Origin of the sequence: Bradyrhizobium xenonodulans, assembly GCF_027594865.1 — a bacterium.
Lineage (GTDB): Bacteria > Pseudomonadota > Alphaproteobacteria > Rhizobiales > Xanthobacteraceae > Bradyrhizobium > Bradyrhizobium xenonodulans.
The window spans coordinates 5430813-5455800 of sequence record NZ_CP089391.1 but is presented as its reverse complement, the minus strand read 5'-3'; the positions used below and the strand labels follow the sequence as shown (position 1 = coordinate 5455800).

General features: G+C 62.2%; 23 protein-coding genes. 13 read left to right on the top strand and 10 right to left on the bottom strand.

Translation table 11 applies throughout. The annotated features are described in order from the left end of the window. Positions 1-10: 10 nt before the first annotated feature. Positions 11-1768, top strand: a complete 1758-nt coding sequence (locus I3J27_RS25995; protein WP_270161741.1) for a thiamine pyrophosphate-binding protein — start codon at positions 11-13, stop codon at positions 1766-1768. A gap of 41 nt (positions 1769-1809) precedes the next feature. After that, positions 1810-2730, top strand: coding sequence for an NAD-dependent epimerase/dehydratase family protein (locus tag I3J27_RS25990; protein ID WP_270161740.1), 921 nt, complete (start codon positions 1810-1812; stop codon positions 2728-2730). 3 nt (positions 2731-2733) lie between these two features. Here I3J27_RS25990 and I3J27_RS25985 read toward each other — a convergent pair whose 3' ends face one another. The 4 genes from I3J27_RS25985 to I3J27_RS25970 form a co-directional block, all read right to left on the bottom strand. Further along, positions 2734-3696, bottom strand: coding sequence for a glycosyltransferase family 2 protein (locus I3J27_RS25985; protein WP_270161739.1), 963 nt, complete (start codon positions 3694-3696; stop codon positions 2734-2736). A gap of 21 nt (positions 3697-3717) precedes the next feature. Then, entirely contained in the window at positions 3718-5178 is a 1461-nt protein-coding gene (locus tag I3J27_RS25980; protein WP_270161738.1) for a DUF6056 family protein, read from the bottom strand. 141 nt (positions 5179-5319) lie between these two features. Beyond that, positions 5320-6069, bottom strand: a complete 750-nt coding sequence (locus I3J27_RS25975; RefSeq protein ID WP_270161737.1) for a glycosyltransferase family 2 protein — start codon at positions 6067-6069, stop codon at positions 5320-5322. A gap of 12 nt (positions 6070-6081) precedes the next feature. Beyond that, positions 6082-7482, bottom strand: coding sequence for a capsular polysaccharide export protein, LipB/KpsS family (locus I3J27_RS25970; protein ID WP_270161736.1), 1401 nt, complete (start codon positions 7480-7482; stop codon positions 6082-6084). A 178-nt stretch (positions 7483-7660) separates the two neighbouring features. Here I3J27_RS25970 and pseG point away from each other — a divergent pair, with 178 nt between their 5' ends. The 4 genes from pseG (at position 7661) to I3J27_RS25950 (ending at position 12449) form a co-directional block, all read left to right on the top strand. After that, a complete protein-coding gene (pseG, locus tag I3J27_RS25965) occupies positions 7661-8755 on the top strand; it encodes a UDP-2,4-diacetamido-2,4,6-trideoxy-beta-L-altropyranose hydrolase (protein WP_270161735.1) in 1095 nt (364 codons plus the stop codon). A 251-nt stretch (positions 8756-9006) separates the two neighbouring features. Next, the gene (gene pseI / locus I3J27_RS25960) at positions 9007-10119 is read left to right on the top strand and encodes a pseudaminic acid synthase (protein ID WP_270161734.1); all 1113 of its coding nucleotides are present in this window, start codon (positions 9007-9009) and stop codon (positions 10117-10119) included. Beyond that, a complete protein-coding gene (locus I3J27_RS25955) occupies positions 10112-11512 on the top strand; it encodes a surface carbohydrate biosynthesis protein (protein WP_270161733.1) in 1401 nt (466 codons plus the stop codon). Before pseI ends, I3J27_RS25955 begins: the two co-directional genes overlap by 8 nt. Before the next feature lie 64 nt (positions 11513-11576). Further along, positions 11577-12449, top strand: coding sequence for a class I SAM-dependent methyltransferase (locus I3J27_RS25950; RefSeq protein WP_270161732.1), 873 nt, complete (start codon positions 11577-11579; stop codon positions 12447-12449). Between the two features lie 12 nt (positions 12450-12461). Here I3J27_RS25950 and I3J27_RS25945 read toward each other — a convergent pair whose 3' ends face one another. Genes I3J27_RS25945 through I3J27_RS25935 form a run of 3 tightly spaced genes read right to left on the bottom strand, consistent with a single transcriptional unit; the run spans position 12462 to position 14830 of the window. Then, positions 12462-13406, bottom strand: a complete 945-nt coding sequence (locus I3J27_RS25945) for an ATP-grasp domain-containing protein (RefSeq protein WP_270161731.1) — start codon at positions 13404-13406, stop codon at positions 12462-12464. Positions 13407-13415: 9 nt separating this feature from the next. Then, positions 13416-14138 carry a metallophosphoesterase family protein gene (locus tag I3J27_RS25940; protein ID WP_270161730.1) on the bottom strand — a complete coding sequence of 241 codons (723 nt, stop codon included), beginning with the start codon at positions 14136-14138 and terminating at the stop codon, positions 13416-13418. After that, complete coding sequence (locus I3J27_RS25935) at positions 14135-14830, bottom strand: SDR family NAD(P)-dependent oxidoreductase (RefSeq protein WP_270161729.1); 696 nt, start codon at positions 14828-14830, stop codon at positions 14135-14137. Before I3J27_RS25935 ends, I3J27_RS25940 begins: the two co-directional genes overlap by 4 nt. A gap of 471 nt (positions 14831-15301) precedes the next feature. On the opposite strand from I3J27_RS25935, the gene I3J27_RS25930 reads away from it, so the two are divergent. The 6 genes from I3J27_RS25930 to I3J27_RS25905 all read left to right on the top strand — a co-directional run bounded on the left by I3J27_RS25930 (position 15302) and on the right by I3J27_RS25905 (position 21175). Next, positions 15302-16810 (top strand): lipopolysaccharide biosynthesis protein, encoded by a 1509-nt coding sequence (locus tag I3J27_RS25930; RefSeq protein WP_270161728.1) that lies wholly within the window; start codon positions 15302-15304, stop codon positions 16808-16810. Positions 16811-16957: 147 nt separating this feature from the next. Next, positions 16958-17833 carry a phytanoyl-CoA dioxygenase family protein gene (locus I3J27_RS25925; protein ID WP_270161727.1) on the top strand — a complete coding sequence of 292 codons (876 nt, stop codon included), beginning with the start codon at positions 16958-16960 and terminating at the stop codon, positions 17831-17833. 75 nt (positions 17834-17908) lie between these two features. Further along, positions 17909-18181, top strand: a complete 273-nt coding sequence (locus I3J27_RS25920; protein ID WP_270161726.1) for a hypothetical protein — start codon at positions 17909-17911, stop codon at positions 18179-18181. A gap of 56 nt (positions 18182-18237) precedes the next feature. Next, positions 18238-19674, top strand: coding sequence for a DUF6418 domain-containing protein (locus tag I3J27_RS25915; protein WP_270161725.1), 1437 nt, complete (start codon positions 18238-18240; stop codon positions 19672-19674). Beyond that, positions 19671-20510 carry a hypothetical protein gene (locus tag I3J27_RS25910; protein WP_270161724.1) on the top strand — a complete coding sequence of 280 codons (840 nt, stop codon included), beginning with the start codon at positions 19671-19673 and terminating at the stop codon, positions 20508-20510. Before I3J27_RS25915 ends, I3J27_RS25910 begins: the two co-directional genes overlap by 4 nt. Before the next feature lie 26 nt (positions 20511-20536). Then, positions 20537-21175 carry a D-glycero-alpha-D-manno-heptose-1,7-bisphosphate 7-phosphatase gene (locus I3J27_RS25905; RefSeq protein ID WP_270161723.1) on the top strand — a complete coding sequence of 213 codons (639 nt, stop codon included), beginning with the start codon at positions 20537-20539 and terminating at the stop codon, positions 21173-21175. Here I3J27_RS25905 and pseF read toward each other — a convergent pair. Genes pseF through pseB form a run of 3 tightly spaced genes read right to left on the bottom strand, consistent with a single transcriptional unit; the run spans position 21172 to position 24037 of the window. Next, positions 21172-21861 (bottom strand): pseudaminic acid cytidylyltransferase, encoded by a 690-nt coding sequence (pseF, locus tag I3J27_RS25900; protein ID WP_270161722.1) that lies wholly within the window; start codon positions 21859-21861, stop codon positions 21172-21174. The two genes, I3J27_RS25905 and pseF, sit on opposite strands and share 4 nt — an antisense overlap. Beyond that, positions 21858-23039 carry a UDP-4-amino-4,6-dideoxy-N-acetyl-beta-L-altrosamine transaminase gene (gene pseC, locus I3J27_RS25895; protein WP_270161721.1) on the bottom strand — a complete coding sequence of 394 codons (1182 nt, stop codon included), beginning with the start codon at positions 23037-23039 and terminating at the stop codon, positions 21858-21860. The genes pseF and pseC overlap by 4 nt, the downstream gene beginning before the upstream one ends. Further along, positions 23036-24037, bottom strand: a complete 1002-nt coding sequence (pseB, locus tag I3J27_RS25890; RefSeq protein WP_270161720.1) for a UDP-N-acetylglucosamine 4,6-dehydratase (inverting) — start codon at positions 24035-24037, stop codon at positions 23036-23038. Before pseB ends, pseC begins: the two co-directional genes overlap by 4 nt. Before the next feature lie 193 nt (positions 24038-24230). On the opposite strand from pseB, the gene I3J27_RS25885 reads away from it, so the two are divergent. Further along, positions 24231-24902, top strand: a complete 672-nt coding sequence (locus I3J27_RS25885; RefSeq protein WP_270161719.1) for a class I SAM-dependent methyltransferase — start codon at positions 24231-24233, stop codon at positions 24900-24902. Positions 24903-24988: the final 86 nt, after the last annotated feature.

Here is a 24988-nt window from a genome sequence, read left to right as displayed (position 1 = left end):
GAATGACACGATGAATGGAGCACAATACATCGCGGAGTTCCTCTCTCGGGTCGGAAGCGATCGGGTTTTTCTCCTGACTGGCGGCGCCTGCGCATTCATGATCGATGCGGTCGCTCAGCATCGGGGGCTTCACTACACCTGCTTCCAGCACGAGCAGGGAGCCGCGATGGCGGCTGATGCGCTGTGGCGTGTCAATCGCAAGGTCGGCGTGACCATGGCGACGTCCGGGCCCGGGGCAACCAACCTCATCACGGGCATCGCCACGTCCCATTTCGATTCCATACCCTCCCTGCACATCACCGGTCAGGTGAATCAGCGCGAGAGCAGCACGTTTCACGGCGCCAATGTCCGTCAGGCCGGGTTCCAGGAGACCAGGATCGTGGAAATGGTCCGGCCGGTCACGAAGTATGCGACCATGGTCAGAAGCGCGGCCGAACTGCGCGAGGAACTGGCCAAGGCCTACGCGATCGCAACGTCCGGCCGGATGGGCCCCGTCCTGATCGATGTTCCCATGGACGTTCAGCAGGCTGAGGCCGGAGACGACATATTGCTGCCGTCCAAGGGGCCCGTGACGGCCGAGGAGCCGGCGAAGGTGCTCTCGGACCTCAGGCAGACGTTGGCCGAGGCGAAACGGCCTGTGGTTCTCTGGGGGGCGGGGATTGGCCTTGCCGGCGTCGAGCGGGAGGTGGCGACCTGGCTGCGCCAAACCGGCCTGCCGTTTGTCTCGAGCTGGGCCGGCCTGAGCTACTTCGATCACGATCAGCCCGGCTTCGTTGGGCAGATCGGTGTTTACGGAAATCGCGGCGCGAATTTCGTCTTGCAGAACGCCGATACCGTGCTGGTGCTCGGTAGCCGGCTGGATAATCGTCAACGCTCGGGCAACACGAAGCAATTTGCTGCGGGTGCCATCGTCCATGTCGTCGACGTCGACGTCGAGGAGCTGGCGAAATATCGCAACGACGGCTATCGCACCAGCCATCTTGATTTCGCTCTGCTGCCGGAGGCCTTGCGCGAGCTCGATGTTCGGCCGCTCGATCCGGAGTGGGGCGACTACGTCGCGACAATGAAGCAGCGCTATTACCACAAGGAAGTCAGCACGTCGGCTGCGCGGCTGAATTCGCTGTCACCCTACGACGTCATTAGTCGTGTCAACGAGATCATTGCGGAGGACGCGATCGTCATTGGCGATACCGGCGCCGCCGTCTGCTGGCTCTACCAGGCCTTCAAGGTGAAGCGGCATACCTTGTTCAATCCGGGTGGCAACTCGCCGATGGGCTATGCGCTGCCGGCAGCGATCGGGGCCAAGATCGACCGTCCGGATCGGCAGGTCATTTCCTACAACGGGGATGGCGGCTTTCATCTCAATATCCAGGAGCTTCAGACTGTTCGGCACAACAATCTGGATATCGCGATCATCGTCATGAACAACGGATCGTATGGGATCATCAAGCAGTTCCAGGACAGCTACATGCAGGGCCGCTACAACGCCTCGCGCGATGGCCTGAGCTTTCCCGATTTCGGGGCGTTGGCTGCGGCCTATGGGCTGCGCTATGCCCGAATCGAGCGACTCGAACAGATCGAGCCGGGATTGTTCACTAGCGGGCCGATCGTCATCGACGTGATGCTGAGCGAGCATACGCTGATCGAACCGAAGCTCGAGATGGGGCGCCCCATCAACGACCAGTTTCCCTATCTCGGCGAGAGCGAATACGCTGAAGGCAACCGCTTCGTCGACTACCCCAGGCCGGCTTCGCTGCGAACCGCATAGGTCTCGCAGGAGGTCGTCCCCATGACATTGTCGGGATCGCGATGCGCATCTTCGTAACGGGAGCGACGGGCTTTCTGGGGTCTTACGTCGTCACCGACCTGATCGATCAGGGGCACGATGTTGCAGTGTTGTTGCGGCCTGGTGTCAGGCCCTGGCGCCTCGCGGCCAAGCTGGATCGGCTCACCGTGATTGGGGGCGCGCTCGACGATCTTGCTGCGCTGGGGAGCGGACTTCGTTCCTTCAGGCCGGACGCCGTGGTGCACATGGCCTGGCGTGGCGTCGGCAACAGCGATCGAAACAACAAGGACCAAGCGCGAAACGTCGTTGATACCGTGGACCTGGTCGACCTCGCCGCGGACGCGGGCGCGACGATCTTCGTCGGTGCGGGGTCTCAGGCCGAATATGGCCCTTATGATCGGGCGATCGTCGAGAGTGATCCGCCGAAACCGACAACTCTCTACGGCATCGCCAAACTCGCAAGCTGTCTGATGGCCGAGCGGCGCTGCGCGGAACGCAAGCTGCGTTTTGTATGGCTGCGCATATTTTCCGTCTACGGCCCCAAGGACAACGATTCCTGGCTGATTCCGAGCCTGATCAGAACTCTGCGCTCCAACGGGCACATGGCTTTGACGGGTTGCGAACAGCGCTGGGGCTTCCTTCACGCCCGCGACGCCGCGGCGGCCGTCCGGCTGGTGCTGGCAAGTCCGGCCGCGGAGGGGGTCTACAATCTCGGCAGCCCGGAGGCGCCGCCGCTCCGCGAGACGGTCACGCGGTTGCGCGATCAGATCGGCGCCGGTGATCTCGGCTTCGGCGAGGTGCCCTACCGGCCCGACCAGGTGATGGTCCTTGCCGCGGATGTGAGGCGGCTCGAAGGTCTGGGCTGGCGTCCCGCGGTCGGGCTCGATCAAGGATTGCGCGAAACGGTTGCGTGGTCCCGGACCGCGGAAGCGGGCGACAGGTAATCTCTAGCCGGGCGGCGGCCCGTCGAAATTGACGCGCTCGCGCTCGAACACCACGGGTTTCTCCCGGACCTGGCCGTAGATCGCGAGAATATATTCACCGATCATGCCCATGAAGAACAACTGGACGCCGCCGAAGAAGAACATCGCCACGATGAGCGTCAGGATGCCGGGCTCCGCGAGGCGCTGATAGAGAAGCAGGCCGAGCAGCAGGTTGATCACGGCATATCCGATGCTCGCGAATGAGAGGATGAAGCCGGCATAGAGGCCGAAGCGCAGCGGTGCCGACGTGAAGGAAACGAGACCGTTGAGCCCCTGGTCGATGAGCGCCGCCGCGCGATTCTTGGATAGCCCCTTCTTGCGTGCGCGCCAGGTGTAAGGCACGCCGACGGCGCGGCCGCCGCATTCGAAGGTCATCATGCGCATGAACGGGTATCCGTCGCGGACGAGCCGCATCCGCTCGACCACGGCGCGGTCGACGAGCTGATAGTCACCGACGCCCGGCGGCACCTTGATCTCGGAGAAACGGGTCAGCAGGCGGTAATAGACGTTGCGGATGCCGCGCATCAGCTGCCCTTCCTCGCGTACCGCGCGGATGCCGTAGACGATCTCGTTGCCGGCCTCCCACAGCTTGACGAACTCGGGAAGCAGTTCGGGCGGATCCTGGAGGTCGGCCGGCATGAAGAGAAGAACAGCGTCGCCGCTCGCAGCCATGACGCCATTGAACGTGTTGCGCAGCGGCCCGAAATTGCGCGCGTTGACGATGATCTTGACGGCCGGGTCCTGTGCGGCGATCTCGCGCAGGATCTCCACGGTGCGATCGTCGGAGGCGTTGTCGCAGAAGATGTGCTCGCGCTGGTAGCCCCCAAGCTCGGTGTCGAATATCTTCCGGATCGCTTCGTAGCAATCCCTGACATTGAGTTCTTCGTTGTAGCAGGGCGTGATGACGCTGATTGTTTTCACGTTCATGTCTCTGGAAAGGGGAAGCTGTCAGCGTGGCGCGTCGGAGGCGTAGATGGCGGATTTGTGATAGTATCTGGCGATGCAGTCGTTCGGCAATCGGTCGGCATCGGCGGTGACGTCGGAGCTCATCAGCAAGGACGGCGTCCACCTGTGCCTGGGAACGGCAACCACTTGTTCGGTGCTCGTCGTCAGGAGTACGTGTCGGGCGTTGCTTTCTTGCCAGTACGGATAGAGGTCTTGCCACTGCTTGCGCAGCAGCGCCGCCGTCGAGCCGAGGCCGAGCGAGGCGATCATGAGAAGCGCAAGGCCCGTCGGCAGCGTGACCGGACCGAGGAGGCCGCGGTAGCCGCTGACCGAAATCCGCTCACGCAATTGCGGGCGATAAGCCTGGACCAATAGCCTGACGCTCAGCATCAGGCCGAACAGCAGCAGGATCAGGGCCTGGTTCTGCGCCCTTTCGACCAGCCGGAATCCCGTCGCGTATTGATGCGCGAAATATTCGAAGTAGCAGCAGGCCATGCACGTGGCGATGATGCCGAGCGCCAGCATCTTGCCTTTGGACGATGCCGGTTTCGCCGGCTCCGGTTCGACCAGGGCGATGGCGCCAGCGGCGATCAGCGAGACCAGTGTCGCGGGCTCGCGGAAGAACCGGACGAGCCCGATCAGCGAATCCCGGAAGCCATTGAACAGCGACGGCAGGAAATGCCCGGCGTTCGGGAGCTGCTCCATGCGCGTGCTGTTGCCGCTGGCCGAGACCACCACGACAAAGCCGACGGCGATGGCGACAGCGATCAGGCTGTGATGTGTGATCTGGCGCCGCTGGCCGAAGAGGTGACGCGCGAGGAGGGATGCGGCGACGATCAGCAGCAGCCAGAGGCCGGTGAACTCATTGCACATTGCGGCGACGAGTCCGCCCAAAGCCACGCCGATGGTGAGCGGCCAGGAGAATTCCGTATCAGTGTCGAGCGCCCGCGTGCATTCGCCGAGGATCAGAATGGTGAGCAGCGCAGGCGGAACGTAGCACGTCAGGCCCGCCAGCCAGTAAAGCAACTCGCGCAGGCTCGGCGCCGCGCTCACCACGGTGCTCGCAAACGCCAAAGTGAGAAATGTCACTTGCAGCACGCCCGCGCGCGGCCATGCACGAATCGTCGCCACAGCCGAGCCGAACAGGAACAGGCCGGCGCACGCCATCAGCGTCAGTGAATAGGCCGATAGCAGGCTGACATTCGTGGCCTTGGAGATCGCCGTTGGTATCTGGCTCAGGAACAGGGCTACCACCCGGCCCGATAGCGAATGATAGATGATCGAGATGGTCTGGATGAAGCCGTGGCGCGCGTACTGATCCGCGAAACAGAAATCATCATGCTCGGGCGCGCTGAGTAGAATGAGCGCAAACAGACCGAACAGAAAGGCGGCAGGAAAGAAGCTGCCCAGCGCCCAGGCAAGGCTGGCTCTTCGCCCGGCGAGGGGGCGTGTCGCCAACGGCATAACAGCTTGATTGTACACGCAAAGCCCCTTCGATCCAGGTCAGACTAGTGACAACCGATCCGGCTCGCAATGCTGATTTCCGCCCGCTGCGGACGGCCGCGCGGCGCTCGTCCGCGCTACGGTCACGTGCGTCGCAGATCGCTAGAATTGTCGCCGCTTCAGCCAGGCGCGCGCGGCCCAATGGCCGAAGCACCAGGCCGATTTGAGCAGCGGCAGCTTCTCGACGTTGCGGTAGATGTTCCAGACCCATTTGGCGGAGCGCGCCGGGCGGCTGGAGACGGATGAGCCCCGGACGCGGTAGCGCGCCAGATCCTCGTTGAGGCCGTGGGCGGTGTGGCCGCGCCTGAGAATGGAGAGCCACAGGCAGAAATCGTCATAGCCCTCGTTGGTCATCGCGACGGGGCCCGAAATCTCGCGGTCGACCAGCGCCGTCAGCGTCGCGATCGAGGTGTTCTTCAGGAGCTGATCGTAGCTCAGTGACGCCGGCACCTCGATCAGCCGGCCGGACATGGTGTTGGCCTCGTCGATGCGGCGGAACGCCGTGTAGCTCAGCGCGGCGCGCCTCTCGCCGGCAAAGGCGAGCTGGCGTTCCAGCTTGGTCGGCAGCCACAGATCGTCGCTGTCGAGGAAAGCGAGATAGCGGCCCTGCGCCTGGTCGATCGAGGCCTGGCGCGCCAGCGCGGGGCCGCCGTTCTTCGCCATTCGGATCAGCTCGACGCGGGGATCGCGCGTGCCGATCTCCGCGATGATCGCGGGCGTGCGATCCGTCGAGCAGTCATCGGCAATCAGCAATTCCCAGTCGTCAAAGGTCTGCGCCTGCACCGAATGGATAGTCTCCTCGATGAAGCGCTCGACGTTCCAGGACGGCATGATGATGGAGACGAGGGGCATCGCGTGATCCGTTCAGTGAGCGGTCGCAGGCTCGGCGAGCGCGGCCCGCAGCGAGGCGGTGAACGTATCGAGCAGCGTGGGATCGCCGATGTAGAGCTCGCCGGGAAACGAGCGGCGCCAGGCGGCTTCGAAATAGGGCGCGCCCAGGGCGGGATCGAACGGCCCGGCACGCAGCGCCTCGCGCAGGCGCTTCGGCACGTCGGCAAGACGGTCGGTCGAATAGACCAGCGGGCAGGTGCGATAGAACGCATCGCCCATCACCACGACGGGCTTGCCGAGCAGCAGGGCTTCGGCGCCCGACTTGCTGTTGACGGAGATCACGGCATCGGCCCGGTTGAGGACGGCGTAATTGTTGGTCTGCGGCGGCAACAGGACGAGATTGTCGAAACGCCGCGCGAGCTCGAACAGGCGATCGGCCGAGATCGCGCCGATCTGCGCCGGATGCTCCTTGACGACGAGCACGTGCGAGTCCGGGATCGTCCGCAGCAGGAAGTCGACGGTCGCGACCTGGTCGAGATAGTCGGGCGCGCGCAGCGTCAACGCCATGTCGGCGGGTACGTGGAAGGGATAGTAGACGAAGGGCGTCTCGGGAATCGGACGGTAGAGCTTGCGCAGCCGCGCCGCGTTGACGGCCATCATCGCGTGTACCCGCGCGTGCCGCAGATTGTGTCCGAACTCCTGGTGCTTACCGAGCGCGAACTGGTCCCACAGCTTTTCGGCGAGGCGGCGTGAGTTGCGCAAGTTCACCACCTTCTTGAAGGCGGCCGAGTAGTGATGCGCGTCCTTCTTCGGGATCACGATCGCGCGCTGGTTCAGCGTGGCATCGAGATAGGATTTCACGTCGGGCGACACGGCGTCGGCCGGCTTTGCCATCATCTCGGGCGCGCCAAAACTGTCAGGCGTGAAATACATCCGTCCGCGGAAGAACGACGGCTCGATGAACCAGTTGCGAATGCCGCGGCGCTTGGCGGCGTAGAAGCTCGTGATCACCGAGAGAAAGCCGCCGAGCTCCTGCACCAGTTCGGCGCGTTTGCCCTGGCTCTCCAGCCGGTCGAGCAGGGCCTCCATGGCATTGGTGTAGATCATGAAGCGACGGCGCAATGCGGCGGTATCGCGGATGCCGAAGGTGAAGCGCTCGTGGCTGAACAGGAAGTTGGAGCCGTCGAGGCCGTAGGCCTGGATGCGCGCGTCGAAAGCCTGCCGGTCGTCGGGTGCAGCGCCCGTCTTGAGGCCTTGGCGGTACATGTTCATGACCGGAACGCCGGCGGCCCCGGACATTTCGGCGCTGCGATCGTCGAAGGCGAGCAGTTCGACCGCGTATCCCGCCGCGCGCAGACGCTGCGCCACCGGGATCCAGAACCGGGTCTGGTATTCCGCAAGCGTCGTGATCAGGAGGGTTTTCTCGGAAGACATGTGTTGGGGCTGGGTTGCTCGGTTGCGGTTTCCGCATATAGAAGCCTGCACGATAGCTCAAGGGTGGATTGAGGCCAGTTCCACCATCGAATTGTGGTAATAGACGGTGCTATCGGGCCAGACATGGCGAAACGCACCGGGCTCGGGTGACAGAACAGAGGATTGTTGGCTCAAATCGATGAACAGGCAGGTCGTCTTCCGCGTCGACGCTTCGGTCGAGATGGGACTTGGTCACCTCACGCGGTGTCTGACGCTCGCCGATGCGCTCGCCGCGGCCGGAGCGCGGTCGTGCTTCCTCATGCGCGGTCATGCGGCCGGACTGGCACATCTCGTCGAGAGCCGTGGACATCAGGTGCGGCTGCTCCCCGATCCGCCCGTGCGGCTGGCCGGAACTGACGATAGTGGCGGGCCGTACGCGCATTGGCTGCCGACCAATTGGCAACAAGACGCGGCCCAGACGCGCAGCGCACTCGACGAGATCGGCGCGGTCGAATGGCTCATCGTCGATCACTACGCCCTCGACGCACGATGGGAGCACGCCTGCCGGCGCGGCGGCATGCGCATCCTCGCCATCGACGACCTTGCCGACCGTGATCATGATTGCGAGATCTTGCTCGACCAAAATCTCGTCAGGGGCATGGAGACGCGCTATCGTGGCCGCGTGCCCGCCGCCTGCGCGCAATTGCTCGGGCCCGGCTACGCACTGCTTCGTCCGGATTTTGCCGCGTTGCGCGCTCTCCTCGCCCCGCGCAGCGGCGAGATCAATCGCATCCTGATCTGCTTCGGCGGCTCCGATCCGAGCAACGAAACCGCGAAGGCGCTGGAGGCGATCGCGAGCCTTGCGATGGCGCGCCTTGCGGCGGATGTCGCCATTGGAGCGACCAACCCGCATGCGGCGTCGGTGGATGCGCTCTGCCAGCGGATGGCGAATGTCACGCTGCATCGCGGAGCGAACAATATTGCTGAGCTGATGCGGCGCGCCGATCTCTCGATCGGGGCAGGTGGCGTGATGAGCTGGGAACGTTGCTGTCTTGGTCTGCCGACGCTGGCGATCGGCATTGCCGAGAACCAGGCCGACGTCCTCACGGCCCTCGCAGCGGCCGGGGCGATTATGCATATCGGTGCAGCCGCGTCAGTGACTGATGGGGTGATTGCGCAGGCGCTGCATTCGCTGCTGTGCAATCCGGGGCAGGTGCGGTTGATGAGCGAGACCGCACTGGCCCTCGTCGACGGCGGCGGCGCGGAGCGTGTCCGCCGCGCAGTTTTCTGCTGACTTTCCAATGGGAAGCGGGCCTGAGACCCGCCCCGTCGGTTGACTCATCAACGGTCCACGCTTATGGCGGGACTGCTTTGGAATGGTTCGCGATGCGACGTTTTGGGACGATCAGCTACCAAAGACGAGGCCGGACTGTTATCGAAATGACATGAAGCGGCCCGCGACCATAGATGCGCTGGAACAAACGAGCCGGCCGGATCGCTGCTTGATACGATGGAACCGCGATCCGTGAGCGTTAGGAGCAATCGATGACGGACAAGATCTCAATTGCGGGGCGCTCGATCGGCCGGTCGCACAAGCCGTTCATCATTGCGGAAATGTCGGGCAATCACAATCAATCGCTAGATCGGGCGTTGGCCATCGTCGAGGCCGCAGCGAAGACCGGCGCGCACGCGCTGAAGCTGCAGACCTACACGGCCGACACGATGACACTCGATCTCGACCAGGATGAATTCTTCATCAACGATCCGGACAGCCTGTGGAAGGGCAACTCGCTGCACAAGCTTTACCAGCAGGCGTACACGCCCTGGGAATGGCACAAGCCGATCTTCGAGCGCGCCCGCGCCCTTGGAATGATCCCGTTCTCGTCGCCATTCGATGCGAGTGCGGTGGATTTCCTCGAAGGGCTCGGCGTGCCCTGCTACAAGATCGCATCGTTCGAAAACACCGACCTGCCGCTGATCCGCAAGGTCGCCTCGACCGGCAAGCCGATGATCATATCGACCGGCATGGCGAATGTGGCCGAGATCGACGAGGCGGTGCGCACTGCGCGGGAGGTCGGCTGCAAGGAGCTGGTTCTCCTCAAATGCACCAGCACTTATCCGGCGACGCCGTCCGACACCAATCTCCTGACCATTCCGCATTTGCGCGGCATGTTCGGTTGCGAGGTCGGATTGTCCGACCACACTTTCGGCATCGGAGCCAGCGTGGCGAGCGTGGCGCTCGGCGCCAGCGTCATAGAGAAGCATTTTACGCTCGCGCGCGCTGATGGCGGGGTGGACTCGAGCTTCTCCATGGAGCCCGACGAGATGGCCTCGCTGGTGGTCGAGACCGAGCGCGCCTGGATGGCGCTCGGCGAGGTTCACTACGGCTTGACCGGGAAGGAAAAGGACTCGCGGGTCTTCCGCCGCTCGCTCTACGTGGCCGAGGACCTCGCGGCGGGGGATGTCCTGACGGATAAGAACCTGCGGATCATCCGCCCCGGCCTTGGGCTGCCGCCGAAGTATTTCTCGACCCTGATCGGCAAGCGCGTCGGCCGCCCCGTGCGCAAGGGCACGCCGATGAGTTGGGACCTTCTGACGCCCGTCGACGCTCCGGTCGTGGAGCCGCGACAGGCCGCGTCGAGGAACGCCCGTGCCTGACCAGCCGCATGTCTGCCTGATCGTCGACAATCCGCTTCGTGACCTCGAGGGCTTGGTTCTGCTTGGGCGGGAACTTGCGACGCGAGGCGTGAAGGTCACCCTCGTTCCCATGTACGAACAGGGATACGACGTTCCGGCGCTGCAACCCGATCTGGTGCTGTTGAACTACACGCGACCGAACAATGCCGACCTGATCAGGCGTTACAAGCGGGCAGGCATCCTGGTCGGCGTGCTGGATACCGAGGGCATCGGCGGCAACAATGCCGAGGAGTTCGCCAAGCTGGTCAAAAAAGCGGGTTCTCCCGATTTGCTCGACCTCTATTGCGTTTGGGGACAGGCGCAACGGGCTGCCTTCCTCAAGCACGGGACCGTGCCTGCGCATATCCTGCATGCGACCGGGTGTCCGCGATACGATTTTTGCGCGGGGCCGTGGCGCGCGGCGCTGTCCAAGCCGTCGGTCGGTACGGACTATGTGCTCCTCAACACGAACTTCCCGAGCGTCAATCCGCGTTTCTCCAAGGGACCGGGTGATGAGGTGGAGACCATCGTCAACGCGGGCTACTCCAGGGATTACGCAAATCAGGTCATTGTCGAAGCCAGGCATGCCTATCAATCGACGCTCGAGATGTCGAAGAAGCTCGCCGAGCATTTTCCCGACGTGCGTTTCGTGCTGCGCCCGCACCCCTTCGAGAACATCAAGTCCTACGATGCGTTGGCCGCCTATCCGAATTTCGAGGTGCGGCAGGAAGGGACGTCGATCGAGTGGATCAATCGGGCGCGCCTGCTGATCCACCAGAATTGCTCGACGGCAATCGAAGCGACGATGCTGAATGTTGAGCCGCTGAGTATGGAGTGGTTCAATACGCCTTCCCTGCGCGTTCAGGCCGCCGCACAGGTCAGCCGTCCGGTCGCCTCGGAATCCGATCTGATCGCGCTGGTGAAGGAGGGGCTGGAAAGACGGCTGCCCTCGGTTGCCGAGGAAACCGCGCAATTCCGCCGCCAGATCATCAGCGATCTCTTTACAGCCGTCGACGGCGCAAGCTCGATTCGCGTTGCCGATGTCGTCCTCGACACCATCGCAAACGCTCGCGGCAAGGTGCGTTCCGGCGCCGTGCCGCGACCTTCGTTGCGCGGCCGTGCCGTTGCCATGGCCCGTGCCACGCTTGGGTACAAGGCGAGTTCGGCCCTGCGTCGCCGATTTGGCTCGCCGGAGATCGAGCGTCGTCGCCTCGCCAAGTCCTTCGCAGTGGACATGGTCGGCGCCGTACTCGGCAGGATAGACGCTGCTTCCGTGGATGGAAGGCGATTTTCCGTCCGCAGGGTCGTTGGTGACGCGCGCCGGATGGCCGGAGCCGTGAGCGGCGGCAGCCTGCAATTGATGGAAGCGAACTGACCGCAGAAACGGGATGTTACCGCTTCACAACCTCATGTCCCTTGATCTTTCTCGCGAGTAGCCAATGCAGAAATATCGATGCGTCCCCTCCGTGTATGGTCACTCGGCCGAGCCGATGCCGAGCATCGAGGAGATCGAGCAACACTATCGCGAGTCCTATTATCAAGACCCGACCGGGCAATACAGCAAGACGTATGAGAGAGTGGAACTCGACTATTTCGACGATCGAGCGAACGTCGCGCTCGACTTCTCAGCGCTTCACGGTGTCACCAAGGGAAATGTGCTTGATCTCGGCTGCGGGGAGGGGTTTGTCCTGAAGTCGGCGCGGCGACGCGGCTTCAATGTCTACGGTGTGGACCACTCCTTGGTCGGCATTGAACGGCAAAATCGCGATCTGATCGACAGCGATCCCAGCCATTTTGTCGCCGGGGACATCGGATCCCGGCGTCATTTCGAAGGCGTCGCGTTTGATCTGGTTTATTGCAAGAACGTCATCGAGCACGTCATCGATCCGGACAGCATCATGACGCGCATTGCGTCTTACCTGGCTCCCGGAGGGGTAGCGATCATCGAAGTTCCCAATGATTTCTCAGAGCTTCATTCGATCATATTCGGCGATACCAGCAAGGAAGAGCTTTCCATCTTCGTGCCGCCGGTGCACCTGCACTATTTCACGACGAAGACGCTTCCCGAGCTTGGGCGGCGCAACGGTTTTTCCGTCCTTGACGGCTTCGGCGATTACCCCATCGACCATCTGTTGATGGAGGATGCGTTCAATTACTACAAGGATAAGAAGCTTGGTCCTTCGGCGCATTCGTTGCGGCGAAAGTTTTTCCGTTATGCAAGCAGGATCGACGTCGACGCCAGGCTCGGGTTGTTCAGGTCGATATTCACGGCGGGACTGGGTAGGGATATTTGTATCGTCGTGCAGCGCTGAACGGGCCGGATGTCAGCCGATGATGACTTCATCGGCGCAGCGATACATTCGTATGCCGGGAGTGGGCGCACGATAGTCCCCGATGGCAAGCCCACGTAAATCCAGCAACGACCAGATGAAGTCGCGAAAGCCCAGCTTGTCACGGAAGCGGACCGTGCTCGAAAAGCGCGGGTTGATCTCAAACACTTTCGGGCCGTCGGCCGTCAGTCGCAGCTGTACGTTAACCGAACCATTGAGGTGAAGCGCGTCCGCTATTCCGTGCAGCAGGGGGCTGAACGGTGCGCTGTCGGCCACCACGGCCGTGCCGGTGAGCCCGCCTTGCAACCGGCGACGGAGTGCGATCATGCGGGTTTCCCCGGCACGGCTGCGGTACAAGCCGCAGGTGTATTCCTGGTCGTCGGGCAGCAGCAACTCCTGCCACAGGTCGCCGGCCCGCGTCTGCCCGGCGACCTCGACGTCCGCCTCGGTGTTGACGAGGCGCAGATCCTTGCTGCCCTGGCCGCGCCGACGCTTGAGGATGCAGGGCAGGGTGAGCGGCGGCGCCTCCCCGACGACACGGGTCCAGGGCACCCCAAGTCCGTGTGCGGCAAGTCGATTGAACGTCGCATGCTTGTCGAGACCAGTCTCGACGGCGAGCCGGTTTGCGGCGAGGACCGGCACGCCGGCGAAAGCGCCCAAGTGCCCGGCGGCGAGCAGCACGGTAAGCTCCGCTTCCGACATCGGCACGATTACGTCGACGCCGTGCGTCCTGACGATTCGTTCGAGTGCTTCGAGATACGCAGCAACGTTTGCACGCGGAGCCACCTCGCACGCATCGAAGAAGGCAGGACCTGCGTGGTCGGCATGAATGTCGCAGCCGATCAGCCGGCGCACTGCGCCCGCTTCCCGCGCGATACGGGCCAGCGCCAGCGCGATATCGCCTGCGCATCCCGTGATCAGCATGGTGTCGTAAATCATCTGGCGGTCTCAGCTTGTGCGGGCGGCTGCGGGATAGCCTCGTTCGAGCACATCCGCGAGGTAGGGGAGGTGCCCGTCGCGCCGTCGTGCTTCATCGATGAGTGCGCGCGTATCATAGGGGGTTCGCTCCAGCACCACGACACGCGTGTCGGTGTCGATGCGGCACCAGCAGGCAAATCCACCGCGGTCGCGGGCCTGCCCCACCGAGCCTGGATTGAGCAGCAGAGGGCGCTCGCCGGCGGCAAGCATGGGATAGTGAGTGTGTCCCATCAGCACGAGATCGGCCCCGGCGACCCGGCAAGCTTCCAGCGTGGCCGCCTTCGCGTCGGGATAGACATACTCATCGGGATCGCGCGGCGAGCCATGGCACAGCTCCAGCGCCATTTCGCCGAGATGAATGCTTGTCCGGTCGGGCAGGCCGATCAGCCAATCGATGTCCTGCGGCTGAAGCGTCGTCGCGGCCACGTCCAGCGCGCTGCCATACCGTTCGCGATACGTCTGCATGGCCCCATCATTCTTGAGAGCTTCGGCGAGCATCCGCTCATGGTTGCCCCGGATCGCGACGAAGGGCCACTCCCTCAATTGTTCAAGCACGTCGCGCGCGGCATAGTAGTAGCCGATGAGATCGCCGAGCACGACCAGATGCTCGACGCCTCTCTTGCGCGCCTCGATGAGGGCAGCGCGCAGAGCCCCGGCATTACCATGGATGTCCGCGAGCACGGCGATCTTCATAGCAGGCTGGCTCGCGTGAGGATCTCGCGGGCAACGTCGCGAGGATGTCGAAGTTTTGCCTCGCTCTCGAAGCTCGCAAACAGTTGCCGGACCGGCAAGGCCTGATCGTCGGCGCTCCGCAGCGTCGTTTGCATGTCAGTGTCGAGGACGCCCGGATCGATATGCTCGATGGCGATGTCGGATCGTTCCTTGCCCAGGCAATCAAGGATCATCGCGGCTGCCGCCTTGCTGGCGCAGTATGCGGCAAGTCCCGGCAGCGGGCGGCGCGCGGCTCCCGTGCTGATATTGAGAATGCGCAGCCGTGTCTTTTGCGCGCCGGTCGCCGCGAGAAGCTTGCGTGCGAGAATCGCCGGGGCCAGAGCATTGACCGCGAACGCCGCGGCAAGCGACGCGCCATCGATGGTGCCGAGCGTGCCGATTGGCTCAACCACGCCGGCATTGCTGATCAGGACGATCTCATCGGCGGTTTGAGGCAACGCGCCGGCAAGGTCGATCTGCTCGAGGCTCTCCAACACGGAAAGATCAGCAGCCAGGAAAATGCAGGCGCTGTTGGCTACGGCCGCCGCGTGGCGCGGGTCCAGACCCCGGCCTATCGCGATCGGTCTTGCGCCAACCCCAACGAGGAGATCGAGCAGCTCGAAGCCGAGCCCACGCGAAGCCCCGGTGATGACGATTGCGCGCTGTTGCTCCATGCGGACCCCCTTTGGCATATATCTCGGTATTCTGTCGATAAGAGCCGTTTCGCAAAGCTGGTTGCGGTGCTCTACGACCGATCGCCGGGCGAAGGCGCAAGCCAGGGGTCCTGCGGCTATGTCGGTTGGGCTGTAGCGGCCATCCACGCATTGTGCGGCTTCCGGTAACAAAATACCATTAGATTGGTGGGATTGGCGGCGGACTAGGATTCCGCGAGGGTCATAGAATGATACTAAATAGGACAAACCTCGATGATGCTTGCTTGTCTCCGGCATTGAGGATGATGGGTAAGTGACGTTGGGCTATGTTATCTACCCGTTGCGATAATCTGTGGCGAGGCGAACCGATCCGTGCCTTGGAACTTCCCGTCTGACGCCGCCATTTCCGCGGTTGCCTGCCGCGTTGCCGGCGGACTAGGCTTTCGTGCCGCCTGCCGCGTTATTGTGCTGCGGATCCAGGCGGGCTGATTCGTGCTGCGTAGATTCTTACATAACACCGCGATTTCCGCTGTCGCCTTCGGCCTGGCAGGCTTGCTGGGGCTGTTCTCGGTCGGACTGATCGCGAAATTCTACGGGCTTGCCGGGCTTGGCCTCATTGCACTGGCACGCGCGTTCCTGCCGAGCGGTTTTCTGTCCCTGATCGATTTCGGTGTCTCCGAGACCACAACGCAGATGGTCGCCCGCGGGCGCCTCGGGGATTGGGTGGCGGCGAGCGAGAGAGTTTCGTTCCTGACCGCGGTTGCCGCCGTCACCGGTCTGGTGTCAAGTGTCGCGCTGTGGTTTGCGGCGACCGATCTCGCAATCCTGCTCAAGGTTGCGGCAGAGGAGGCACCGGCCTTCGTTTCGGTCCTGAAGGTCACGGCGCTGATCACGCCGCTGGCATTCGTCGGCCTAGTGGTGGAAGGCGCCCTGAAGGGATTCGAAGAGTATGGCTGGTTGCGGCTGACCGAGGTGGGTGGAAGCCTCCTCTATGTCGCCGCGATCTATTTAGCGGCCTCGCACAATCTCTCCTTCGAGTGGATCGCTTACGCCTATCTCGCCACCATGGTCGTCAAATATCTTGTGCTCGCGCTCATTGTCGCGACAGCCGCGAGGCGCACTTCGCTCCGCTTCGTTTCGTGGACCCGCGAGACGCGCGACGACCTCGTCTACCGCGGCTGGCTGATGTTCAACGCCCGTATCGGCGGCATCCTGCAGCAGCCCGTCATTCCGCTCGCAATCGGTGCGCTGTACGGACCCGCGCAGGTCGGTGCCTACGATCTGTTGATGCGTCTGCCGCGCTTCCTGAAGACGGTGTTGAGTCCGTTGTTCTCTGCGATCCTTCCGATCTCGGCGCATATCGATGAGAGGACCGACGTTCGCCGGCTACAGCTGTTGGGACGCAATAGCCTCGTGCTGCCTGCCGCCGTCGTCATTCCGATCGTGGTGGTGATGGCGCTGTACTCGAAAGAGATATTGAAGGTGTGGATTGGACCGCAGGGCAGCGAGCAATGGCCGTGGCTCGCGCTCGCGCTGATTGTGCCTGCTGCTCAGGTCATGGTCGGGGCCGGACAGATGGCGCTGTTGGTGAAGGCCGACTACCTGCGCTTTGCAAATCGATACCTCTATTCGCAGGTGATGGTGCAATATGTGGCGACCGCGATCACATTGCATTGGTTTCAGGAGCGCGCGTTCATCCTCGGTTGGGTGTTCTCTTATGTGACGCTGACGCCCGTGTCCGCACATCGCATGCTCAGGTTCATGGAACTGCCGAGCTCGCTGCTCTGGCAGCACCTCGCTCGGCAGGCGCTGGTGGCTGCGATCCTTGCGGCACTGGTGCTTGCCTACAAGACATATGTGCCGCCTCAGAGCTTGGCCGCGCTGATCGTTGCGGGCGCAACGGGGTGCGTCGCAGCGTGGGCGCTGAGCCTCATGCTGATTCTGTCCCGCAGCGATCGCGCCATGTTCGGCAAGTTCGCCCGCGCCATGACCCACCATTAGGCAATCTCGCCGCCCAGCGTGGTCAAGCTCCCGGCAGACACTCTACGGTTGCCCGCTATGGGGCGATTTGCTAATGGCAACCGTACGATCAGCCCTTGGGTACAAGGGATGCGAAACCGGCACGATTGGGTGGGCAGAATGGGGTTGATGTCCAGAGCACTTTGGCAGGTAAACCGTTCGCCGTTGCGATGGGCGGTAAAGACCGGCGTCAACACCTGGCATTACGGCGCCAAACGGCAGCGCAAGCAGGCCTTGAACCAACTGCACGTGGACGCGGCGCAAGCTGCCGCGGCGGCTGACTTGAATCGCGACGGTTATGCCGTCGTCAGCGATCTGATCGACCCCTCGCTGCTTCAGCAGCTTGCCGCATCGGGCGATGCGAAGCTGTCGGAAATAGACGCCGCCGCCGAGCAGCAGGCCGGATACTGGAAGAAGTTCCTTGTCCACCTGCTCGACTCCGAGATGGTCGATGGAAAGCTCGCCGCAGACAATCTGTTCGTGCGATACGCCCTGCAGCCGGGTGTGGTGAACGTCGTTGCCAGCGCGCTCGGAGAAGTTCCCTGGCTCGACTATGTCATGCTGTCGTATTCTCGACACACCGGGCAGGCGCTCGCGTCATCGCAGCTGTGGCATCGTGATCATGATGACGTCCGGGTGGTGAAGTTCTACACCTATCTCACCGACGTGCAGGAGGATGCAGACGGTCCCTTCACGTTTCTGCCCCGGCAATCGACCGACCGATTTGGCTATCCGTTGCTTGGAAGCCATTTCAAGGACGAGGAAGTCTTCGAGAAAGTTTCGCGCCAAGACGTGAAGGTGATGAAGGCGCCTCGTCTTGTTTCTTTCATGATCGATACCAGCCATTGTCTGCACATGGGCAGCCGGATCGCTCCCGGTCATGGCCGGCTAATGTACACTGCGACCTTCTTTGCTTTTCCTCGGATGTTTCCCTGGGGCGATCGGCCGTTCCGCGCAACCCGGGACACCTCCGAACTGCACAAGATGATCCTGGGGCTTGGTTGACTTTGGCGCTTTCGCACTGTGCGGTCGGGGCGGCCATCGAGATTTCCATGGATCAGCAGTCCAGGGGCAGGGTTGATGCTGTCGCCTGATATCGCACCGGCATCGATGCTGGCGTTGTCCCGTCCCTGTACGCCCGACCTTGCACGGAGCCTGCTCCGCCTCGCCTTCAGGAATGGCAAACGGACCGGCGACGCCGTCGATTCTGAATACAGCAGCGGTGTCTGGGACAGAGTGCTGAACGAGCGTGCCTGGATGATGCGCCATGGCGGCGAAGCGACATCACTGGTCGAGTTGGGCTCTTGGACCGGTCATCACCTGTTTTCGCTCAGTCAGCCGGGGAGCCGCTAGGCGGTTGATCAAACCAGGCTTGCGGTTCGAGCCTTGGTGTGAATGGGGGACGTGAAGTGGGCGCACTGCTATGGGATTCCGGAGCGCTGCTCGAACTATTCCTCAACGCATCCGTCACGTTGCTTGTCTTTGCGCTCATTGCCCGGATCTCTCTGTCCCAGCCTGGGTTGCTTCTCCTCAGTCTCCTTTTCTGCTTTGTCAGTAGCTGGAGGCTCGTCTCGGTTCTCTATATTGACATATCCGGGCCGATCGCCTCCGAGCAACTGGAGAGGAGCATCGGTCCCGGGCTGGCGTCAGTGCCGCTGGCCGCCTGTCAGATCCTTGTCTTGCTGATGTTGCTGGTCTCCTTTCACCCGCAGCGTTTGAAGGCTCTCGCGGCCGCGTCCAACTTCAGAATGCCGAATTTTCTGCCGTCCGGTCGCCTCGACTTGTTCAATCTGGCGTTCTGGATCGTCCTCCTGTTCGAAGTTGCTCTCTGGATCGAGATGCTGAGCCGGGGGTCGATCCCGATTGTCGGTAAAATCGAACGGCTGGACTATTCGAGGCAGTTCGGGGGTTTTCTCCACGGACGCCTGATGGATTGGGGGCCGATGCTGGCTTTCCAGCTAGGCTTGCTTTTCGCGGCGCCGGTCCTGCGCGGCGCGCGCTTTGACCACCGATTTGGAGCGTTGTTCGGCGGCCTGATGGTTTACCTGCTCTTCGTCGGGCACAGGTTTTCGTCGTTCTTTCTGTATTTCTCGTTTTTCATCATGCCCTTGGGCTGCATTCTCCTGGGACGCAGCAAGGCAGCAGCGTTCGACCATTCGGCATTCTTCCGCATGCTGCGCGCTCTCTGGTTGCCGGTGGCCGGTCTTGGTGCGCTCGTTCTGGGCGCGCTGACATATTCTTACGCCGTCGTGCGTGGTGGGGAATCGGGATTGCTCCAAGCCAAACTCACTCAGCGGCTTCTGGTGCAGCAGGGTGAGATGTGGTGGATGACGTATGAGCGCGTCTTTCTGCACGGAGACTGGAACGCACGTCTGGCTTTCATCAAGCTTTTCCTCGATCCTTTTAATCCGAACCGCAATTCGACAATGCAACTGCTGATGGAGCTCGGTCTGCCGATCGAGCGTACGCATGACCTGATCGATTCAGGGATAGCCTACGCAGGCGGCTGGCCGGAGGTGTTGTTTGAACTCGGCGGACCGGTTAACGGATTTCTTTTAACTGCAATCTCGGCGATCATTTTTTCTGAGTTCTTGTTTTTGTTGATGCGCTGTGTCGTGGAGGAGCGATATGCTACTTGCTTTTTCCTGACGCCGATATTGTATGCGGTTGAAATCAACCTCGCGTCGGGAATGATGAATTCGTTTATCCAGCTGACCTTTATGATAAAATTGGGGGTGGCGATCTTCGTCTACGTCCTGGAAGATAGGTGGCGGGCGAGGTTGATGGCATCGATATCGCCTGGAGCGGATCAGGCGACGGTATTCGAGAAGGAAGTCACGCCATGAGAGATACGACGACTTCCATATCGACTGTTGCCTATATTGGCGGGATGTTCAGCTTTCTGGCCCGCTCGGTTAGATTCCGGTTGAAGACCGTTGTCCTGACAACGCTGCTCGCGGCTGTCGTCGTCTTCGTCGGGGACTGGATGCGTCCGGTCGTTAACGCCGCGCAAGGCGTGATGCGGGTCGGACGGATCGATGGCGCCGACGTCGCGCCAATGTCGTCGATCGTCCTCCAGATGAATTCGACGTCGTTCAAGCGCCGGGCATTCGCCGGCGCGGATGCATCGGCTGGTGGTGACGCCAAGTCACGGAAATTGATCCTGGACAGCTTTGAGGTGCGGCCTGCGACGGCCGAATTGCTCACCCTGTTCGTCGGTGCCGCGAACGAGCAGGCTGCGGCAGAAGCGCTTCAGGCCGCCGTGCGCACCTTGAACGCCGATCAGGAAAAGATTCGTGAGCCGAAGCTCGCGGAGATCAACATCCAGGTCGGCCTGGTTGACTCGAATATCGCCAGTCTGACCAGAGTTCGAGAGGCGCTCGCGTCTCCCGGATCGATCGCGCCGGAGTCGGCGAACGATCCGGCCTCGGTGATGCTGCGGCGGGTGTGGGTGCTCGATCTGATTGCGCGCAATGAGGAAAAGCTGGCGGCCGCGACGAACGATCGGCGCGCTCTGGCGGAGCGGATTGGGCTGTCCAAGACTTACCCGGCAACACTCAGCGACGATGTGACCATCCGACAGATATCTCCAAGTCCGCTTCGGCACGCCATTTTCGCCGCTGCGATCGTGCTGGTGATCATGCTCGTATATGCCATGGTGAGCAGGCCGACATCGGCCTAGCCTGCCGATCCGGTTGCGAATTGTCGATGTCGACCTGCGCACGCGAAATGGCCGGGGTCGGTCAGCTCGGTGCCAGATGCTTTGGCGGAGCCTTCGTGAAGATGCAAAATCCTGCTGATCCCCGGCACGCCCGACGCGAGCCGGCGGACGACAGGCCGAGACGCCCGGCCGTATTCCTCGATCGCGATGGCGTGCTCAACGTCGACAAGGCCTATGTGCATAGGATCGACGACTTCGAGTGGGTGCAGGGAGCGCGCGAGGCTGTCAAACTCTGCAATGATCTCGGCTACTACGTCTTCGTCGTCACCAATCAGTCGGGGGTCGCCCGAGGGTATTTTGGTGTCGACGATATCCACCGTCTGCACGACTGGATGAACAGGGAGTTGGGTGCGATCGGCGCCCATATCGACGACTTCCAGTACTGTCCGTACCACGAGGAAGGCACGGTCGAGGCTTATCGACGCGTGAGCGACCGGCGCAAGCCGGCCCCCGGAATGATCCTGGATTGCCTGAAGACGTGGCCGGTGCGGATCGAGGGCAGCCTGCTCGTCGGCGACAACATTCGCGACATCGAGGCAGCGGTTGCCGCGGGAATACCGGGACATCTGTTCAGGGAAGGCGACCTCGCCGCATTCCTCCGTCCGTTGCTCACCGCCCGGAGTTAACTCCGGGCGATCGCGCGGAACATGAATTCCGCCTGCTCCCAATCCTCGACCGTGTCGATGTCCTGCACGAGGTGGCGCGGCAGCACGATTCCGATGGCACGCTCTGAGAAGACCGGGACATCTTCCAGAAACGCCGCGGCGGTACCCCAGTAGAACTGGCCCGCGTCGTGGTAGGCCGGCTCGAGATCCTGCGATCGCGTCATGCGATGCTCGGGGTGAAACGGATCGACGCGGCCGGCCGGGGTCACGCGCAAGGCGCGCTGGATCGGAAATGAGTAGCTCGTCACCGAGAACGCGTAGGCGGCGTCGGAGCCGGTGAGGGCGTCATGGGCCTCGCACAGGAAGCGCGTCTGGATCAGTGGCGCAGTCGCGTAGATGCAGCAGACATGAGTGACGTCGTCACCGCGTTCGATGAACCAGGAGACGGCGTGCTTGACGACCGCGGCGGTGCCGGTGTGGTCGTCGGCGATCTCCTTCGGCCGCATGAAAGGGAGCGTCGCGCCGAACTGGCGCGCCACCTCGGCGATCTCAGCGTCATCAGTGGAGACGATGATCTCGTCGAACAGGCCGCTCGCCTGCGCCGCCTCGATCGAATAGGCGATGATGGGCTTGCCGCAGAATGGCCGGATGTTCTTGCGCGGGATGCGCTTGCTGCCGCCGCGGGCCGGGATGACCGCGATCTTCACGCGAGGATATTCGTGAGCGCTGCGACGACGGTGTCCTGTTCGGCATCCGTCATTTTCGAGAACAGCGGCAGCGTGATGGCGTCCTGGTAATAGCTCTCGGCCTCCGGAAACATGCCGACCTTGAAGCCCAGGCGCTGATAGTAGGGCTGGGTGTGCACGGGGATGTAATGCACGTTGACGCCGATGCCGGCGGCACGGAGCGCCTCGAACACCTGCCGCCGGCTGCGCTTGAGCTCGTTGCGCCGGAGCCGGATCACGTAGAGATGCCAGGCCGAGTTCGTGTCCGGATGCTGCCACGGGCAGGTCACCGGCAGCTTCGACAGCAGGCGATCGTAGCGCGCCGCGAGCTCGCGCCGGCGTTCGACGAACGCATCGAGCCGATTGAGCTGGCTGCTGCCGAGCGCGGCCTGGATGTCGGTCATCCGGTAGTTCAGCCCGAGTTCGATCTGCTCATACATCCAGGGACCGTGTCGGTCCTCGTTCGAGCGCCGCTCGTCGGCCGTCGGGGGTGACTGCATTGGGCGAATGATGCCGTGGCTGCGCAGATAGGAGAGCCGCTCGGCGAGTTTCGGCACGTTGGTCATCAGCATGCCGCCTTCGCCGGTGGTGATGATCTTGACCGGATGGAAGCTGAACACCGTGACGTCGCTGAGGGCGCCATCGCCGACCTTGCGCCCGCGGTAGTCGCCGCCGACCGCATGCGAGGCGTCCTCGATGATGTGGAAGCCGTAGCGGTCCGCAAGGGCGCGGATCTCCACCATCTCGCAGGACTGCCCGGCGAAATGCACGGGCACCACCACCTTCGGCAGACCGCCTGCGGCTTCCGCCTGGGCGAGCTTTTCGGCCAATGCCGCAACGCTCATGTTGTAGGTGCGCGGATCGATATCAACGAAGTCGACGCTGGCGCCGCAATAGAGCGCGCAATTGGCTGATGCCACGAACGTGTTCGGCACCGTCCACAGCATGTCGCCCGGCCCGAGATCGAGCGCGAGGCAGGCGATGTGGAGCGCGGCGGTCGCATTCGAGACGGCGATGCCGTGGGCTGAACCGCAATATGTCGCCAGCGCCTGCTCGAAACGCGGCCCGGCCTGTCCCTGGGTCAACCAGTCCGAGGTCAAGACGTCTCTGACCGCGTCGATGTCCTCGGCAGAGATATCCTGGCGCCCGTACGGAATCATTGGACCGCTATCTTGTTGAACTCTCTGATCTCGGCGACGTCGAGGAAGTGGTCGTTCCGGCCGGAATTGTACTCGAAGCCGTCGGATACCGGCTCACCATGTTCACCAATCTGGTTGGTGAGGTAGTCGACGTCGCGGCGGAAGAACTTGATCGTCGGCTTGATCACGAAGTGATCGTCGAATTTCAGCGTCAAATGCGAATCGTCGGTCGGGCACATGACTTCGTGCAGCTTCTCGCCCGGCCGGATACCGATCACGCGGGTCGGCAGGCTCGGCGCCATCGCGGCCGCAAGGTCAGGGATGCGCACCGAGGGGATCATCGGCACGAAGATCTCGCCGCCCGACATGCGCTCGAAGCTCTTGATCACGAAGTCGACGCCCTGTTGCAGGGTGATCCAGAACCGCGTCATGCGCGGGTCGGTGATCGGCAAATGATCGGCGCCCTCGGCGATCAGCTTGTTGAACAGCGGCACGATCGAGCCGCGCGAGCCGACCACGTTGCCGTAGCGGACCACGGCGAACGAGGTGCGATGGCCGCCGGCCATGTTGTTGGCGGCGATGAACAGCTTGTCGGAGGCGAGCTTGGTCGCGCCGTAGAGGTTGATCGGCTGGGCCGCCTTGTCGGTCGAGAGAGCGACGACCTTTTCGACGTTGGCCTCGAGCGCCGCCTGGATCACGTTCTCGGCGCCATGGACGTTGGTCTTGATGCATTCCATGGGATTGTATTCGGCGGCCGGAACCTGCTTCAACGCCGCGGCATGGATCACGAAGTCGATCCCCTTCATGGCGGTGCGCAGGCGCTCGCCGTCGCGCACGTCGCCGATGAAGTAGCGCATCGCCGGCTGGTCGAAGTCTTGCTGCATCTCGTACTGCTTCAGCTCGTCGCGCGAATAGACCACGACGCGACGCGGCTTGAAGTTTTTGAGGAGGCCAGCGACGAACTTCTTGCCGAACGAGCCCGTGCCTCCGGTGATCAGTACAGATCTTTCGTCAAACATGGGCGCTTTAAACGGCTTGCGGTGATGTCGGGGGAACGGCGGCTGTTACCATAGACATTCGAAGCCGTCTAGGCATGGAATCTCCACGCGGGAAGAAGTGGCCCGGACCGGCCATCTTGAGCCGGACAAATCGCACTTTCAACCGGTGGGGAGTTTGATTAGATATTGGGGAGGTTAACCGGCCGGGTCGAGCATGATTGAACGGATAAAGAGCAGTCCGAACGCATTTCCGCAGCTTCGGCGGCATCAAGATCTTGTCGAATTCATTAAGGAAGAACAGCCCGGTTTCGTCGGCAAGGTCCTCGATGTCGGTTGCGGACCTGGATATCTCGCCAAGCTGATGAGGGAAGCCGGGTTCCCCGAGGTTCATGGTGTCGACTGGGGTGCCGCTTCTTCCCTTATTCCAAATTCGGTTTCTTCCTACAAGCAGGTCGATCTCAACGAGCAGAGGCTGGAGGACGTGGTCGATTCAAAGTTCGAGCTCATCGTGTGCTCGGACACGCTGGAGCATCTCGAGCGCCCGGCCAAAGTCATACGGTCAATGCGGGAGCTGTTGACCGATACGGGCTCACTCTACGTCACGGTGCCGAACTGCACGAACGTATTCCAAAGAGTAAGCTGGCTGCTGACGGGCAACAGCTACCGCTATCGCACAGAGCGTCCCGGTGAATTCGGCCACATCTCGCTGTTTCCCTCTTCGGTGATGCAATCTCTTATCAATCGCGCCGGCCTGAAACTGGTGCGCAAGGGAAAGGGCTATATCGCTGCAGCCGGCTTCATTACCAGCAAGGGCATGAAGTTCAGCGACCTCTGGAGCTATTCGAGCTATTACCACTTCAGTCCGGTTGGACCGAAGCCCGAGTGAATTCTAAAGCGCGATGAGATTACGATGAATCGTCATCGCTCTTTAGGTTGTTGTTTGAGCATGATCTTTTCGGAAAACCGCTTCGC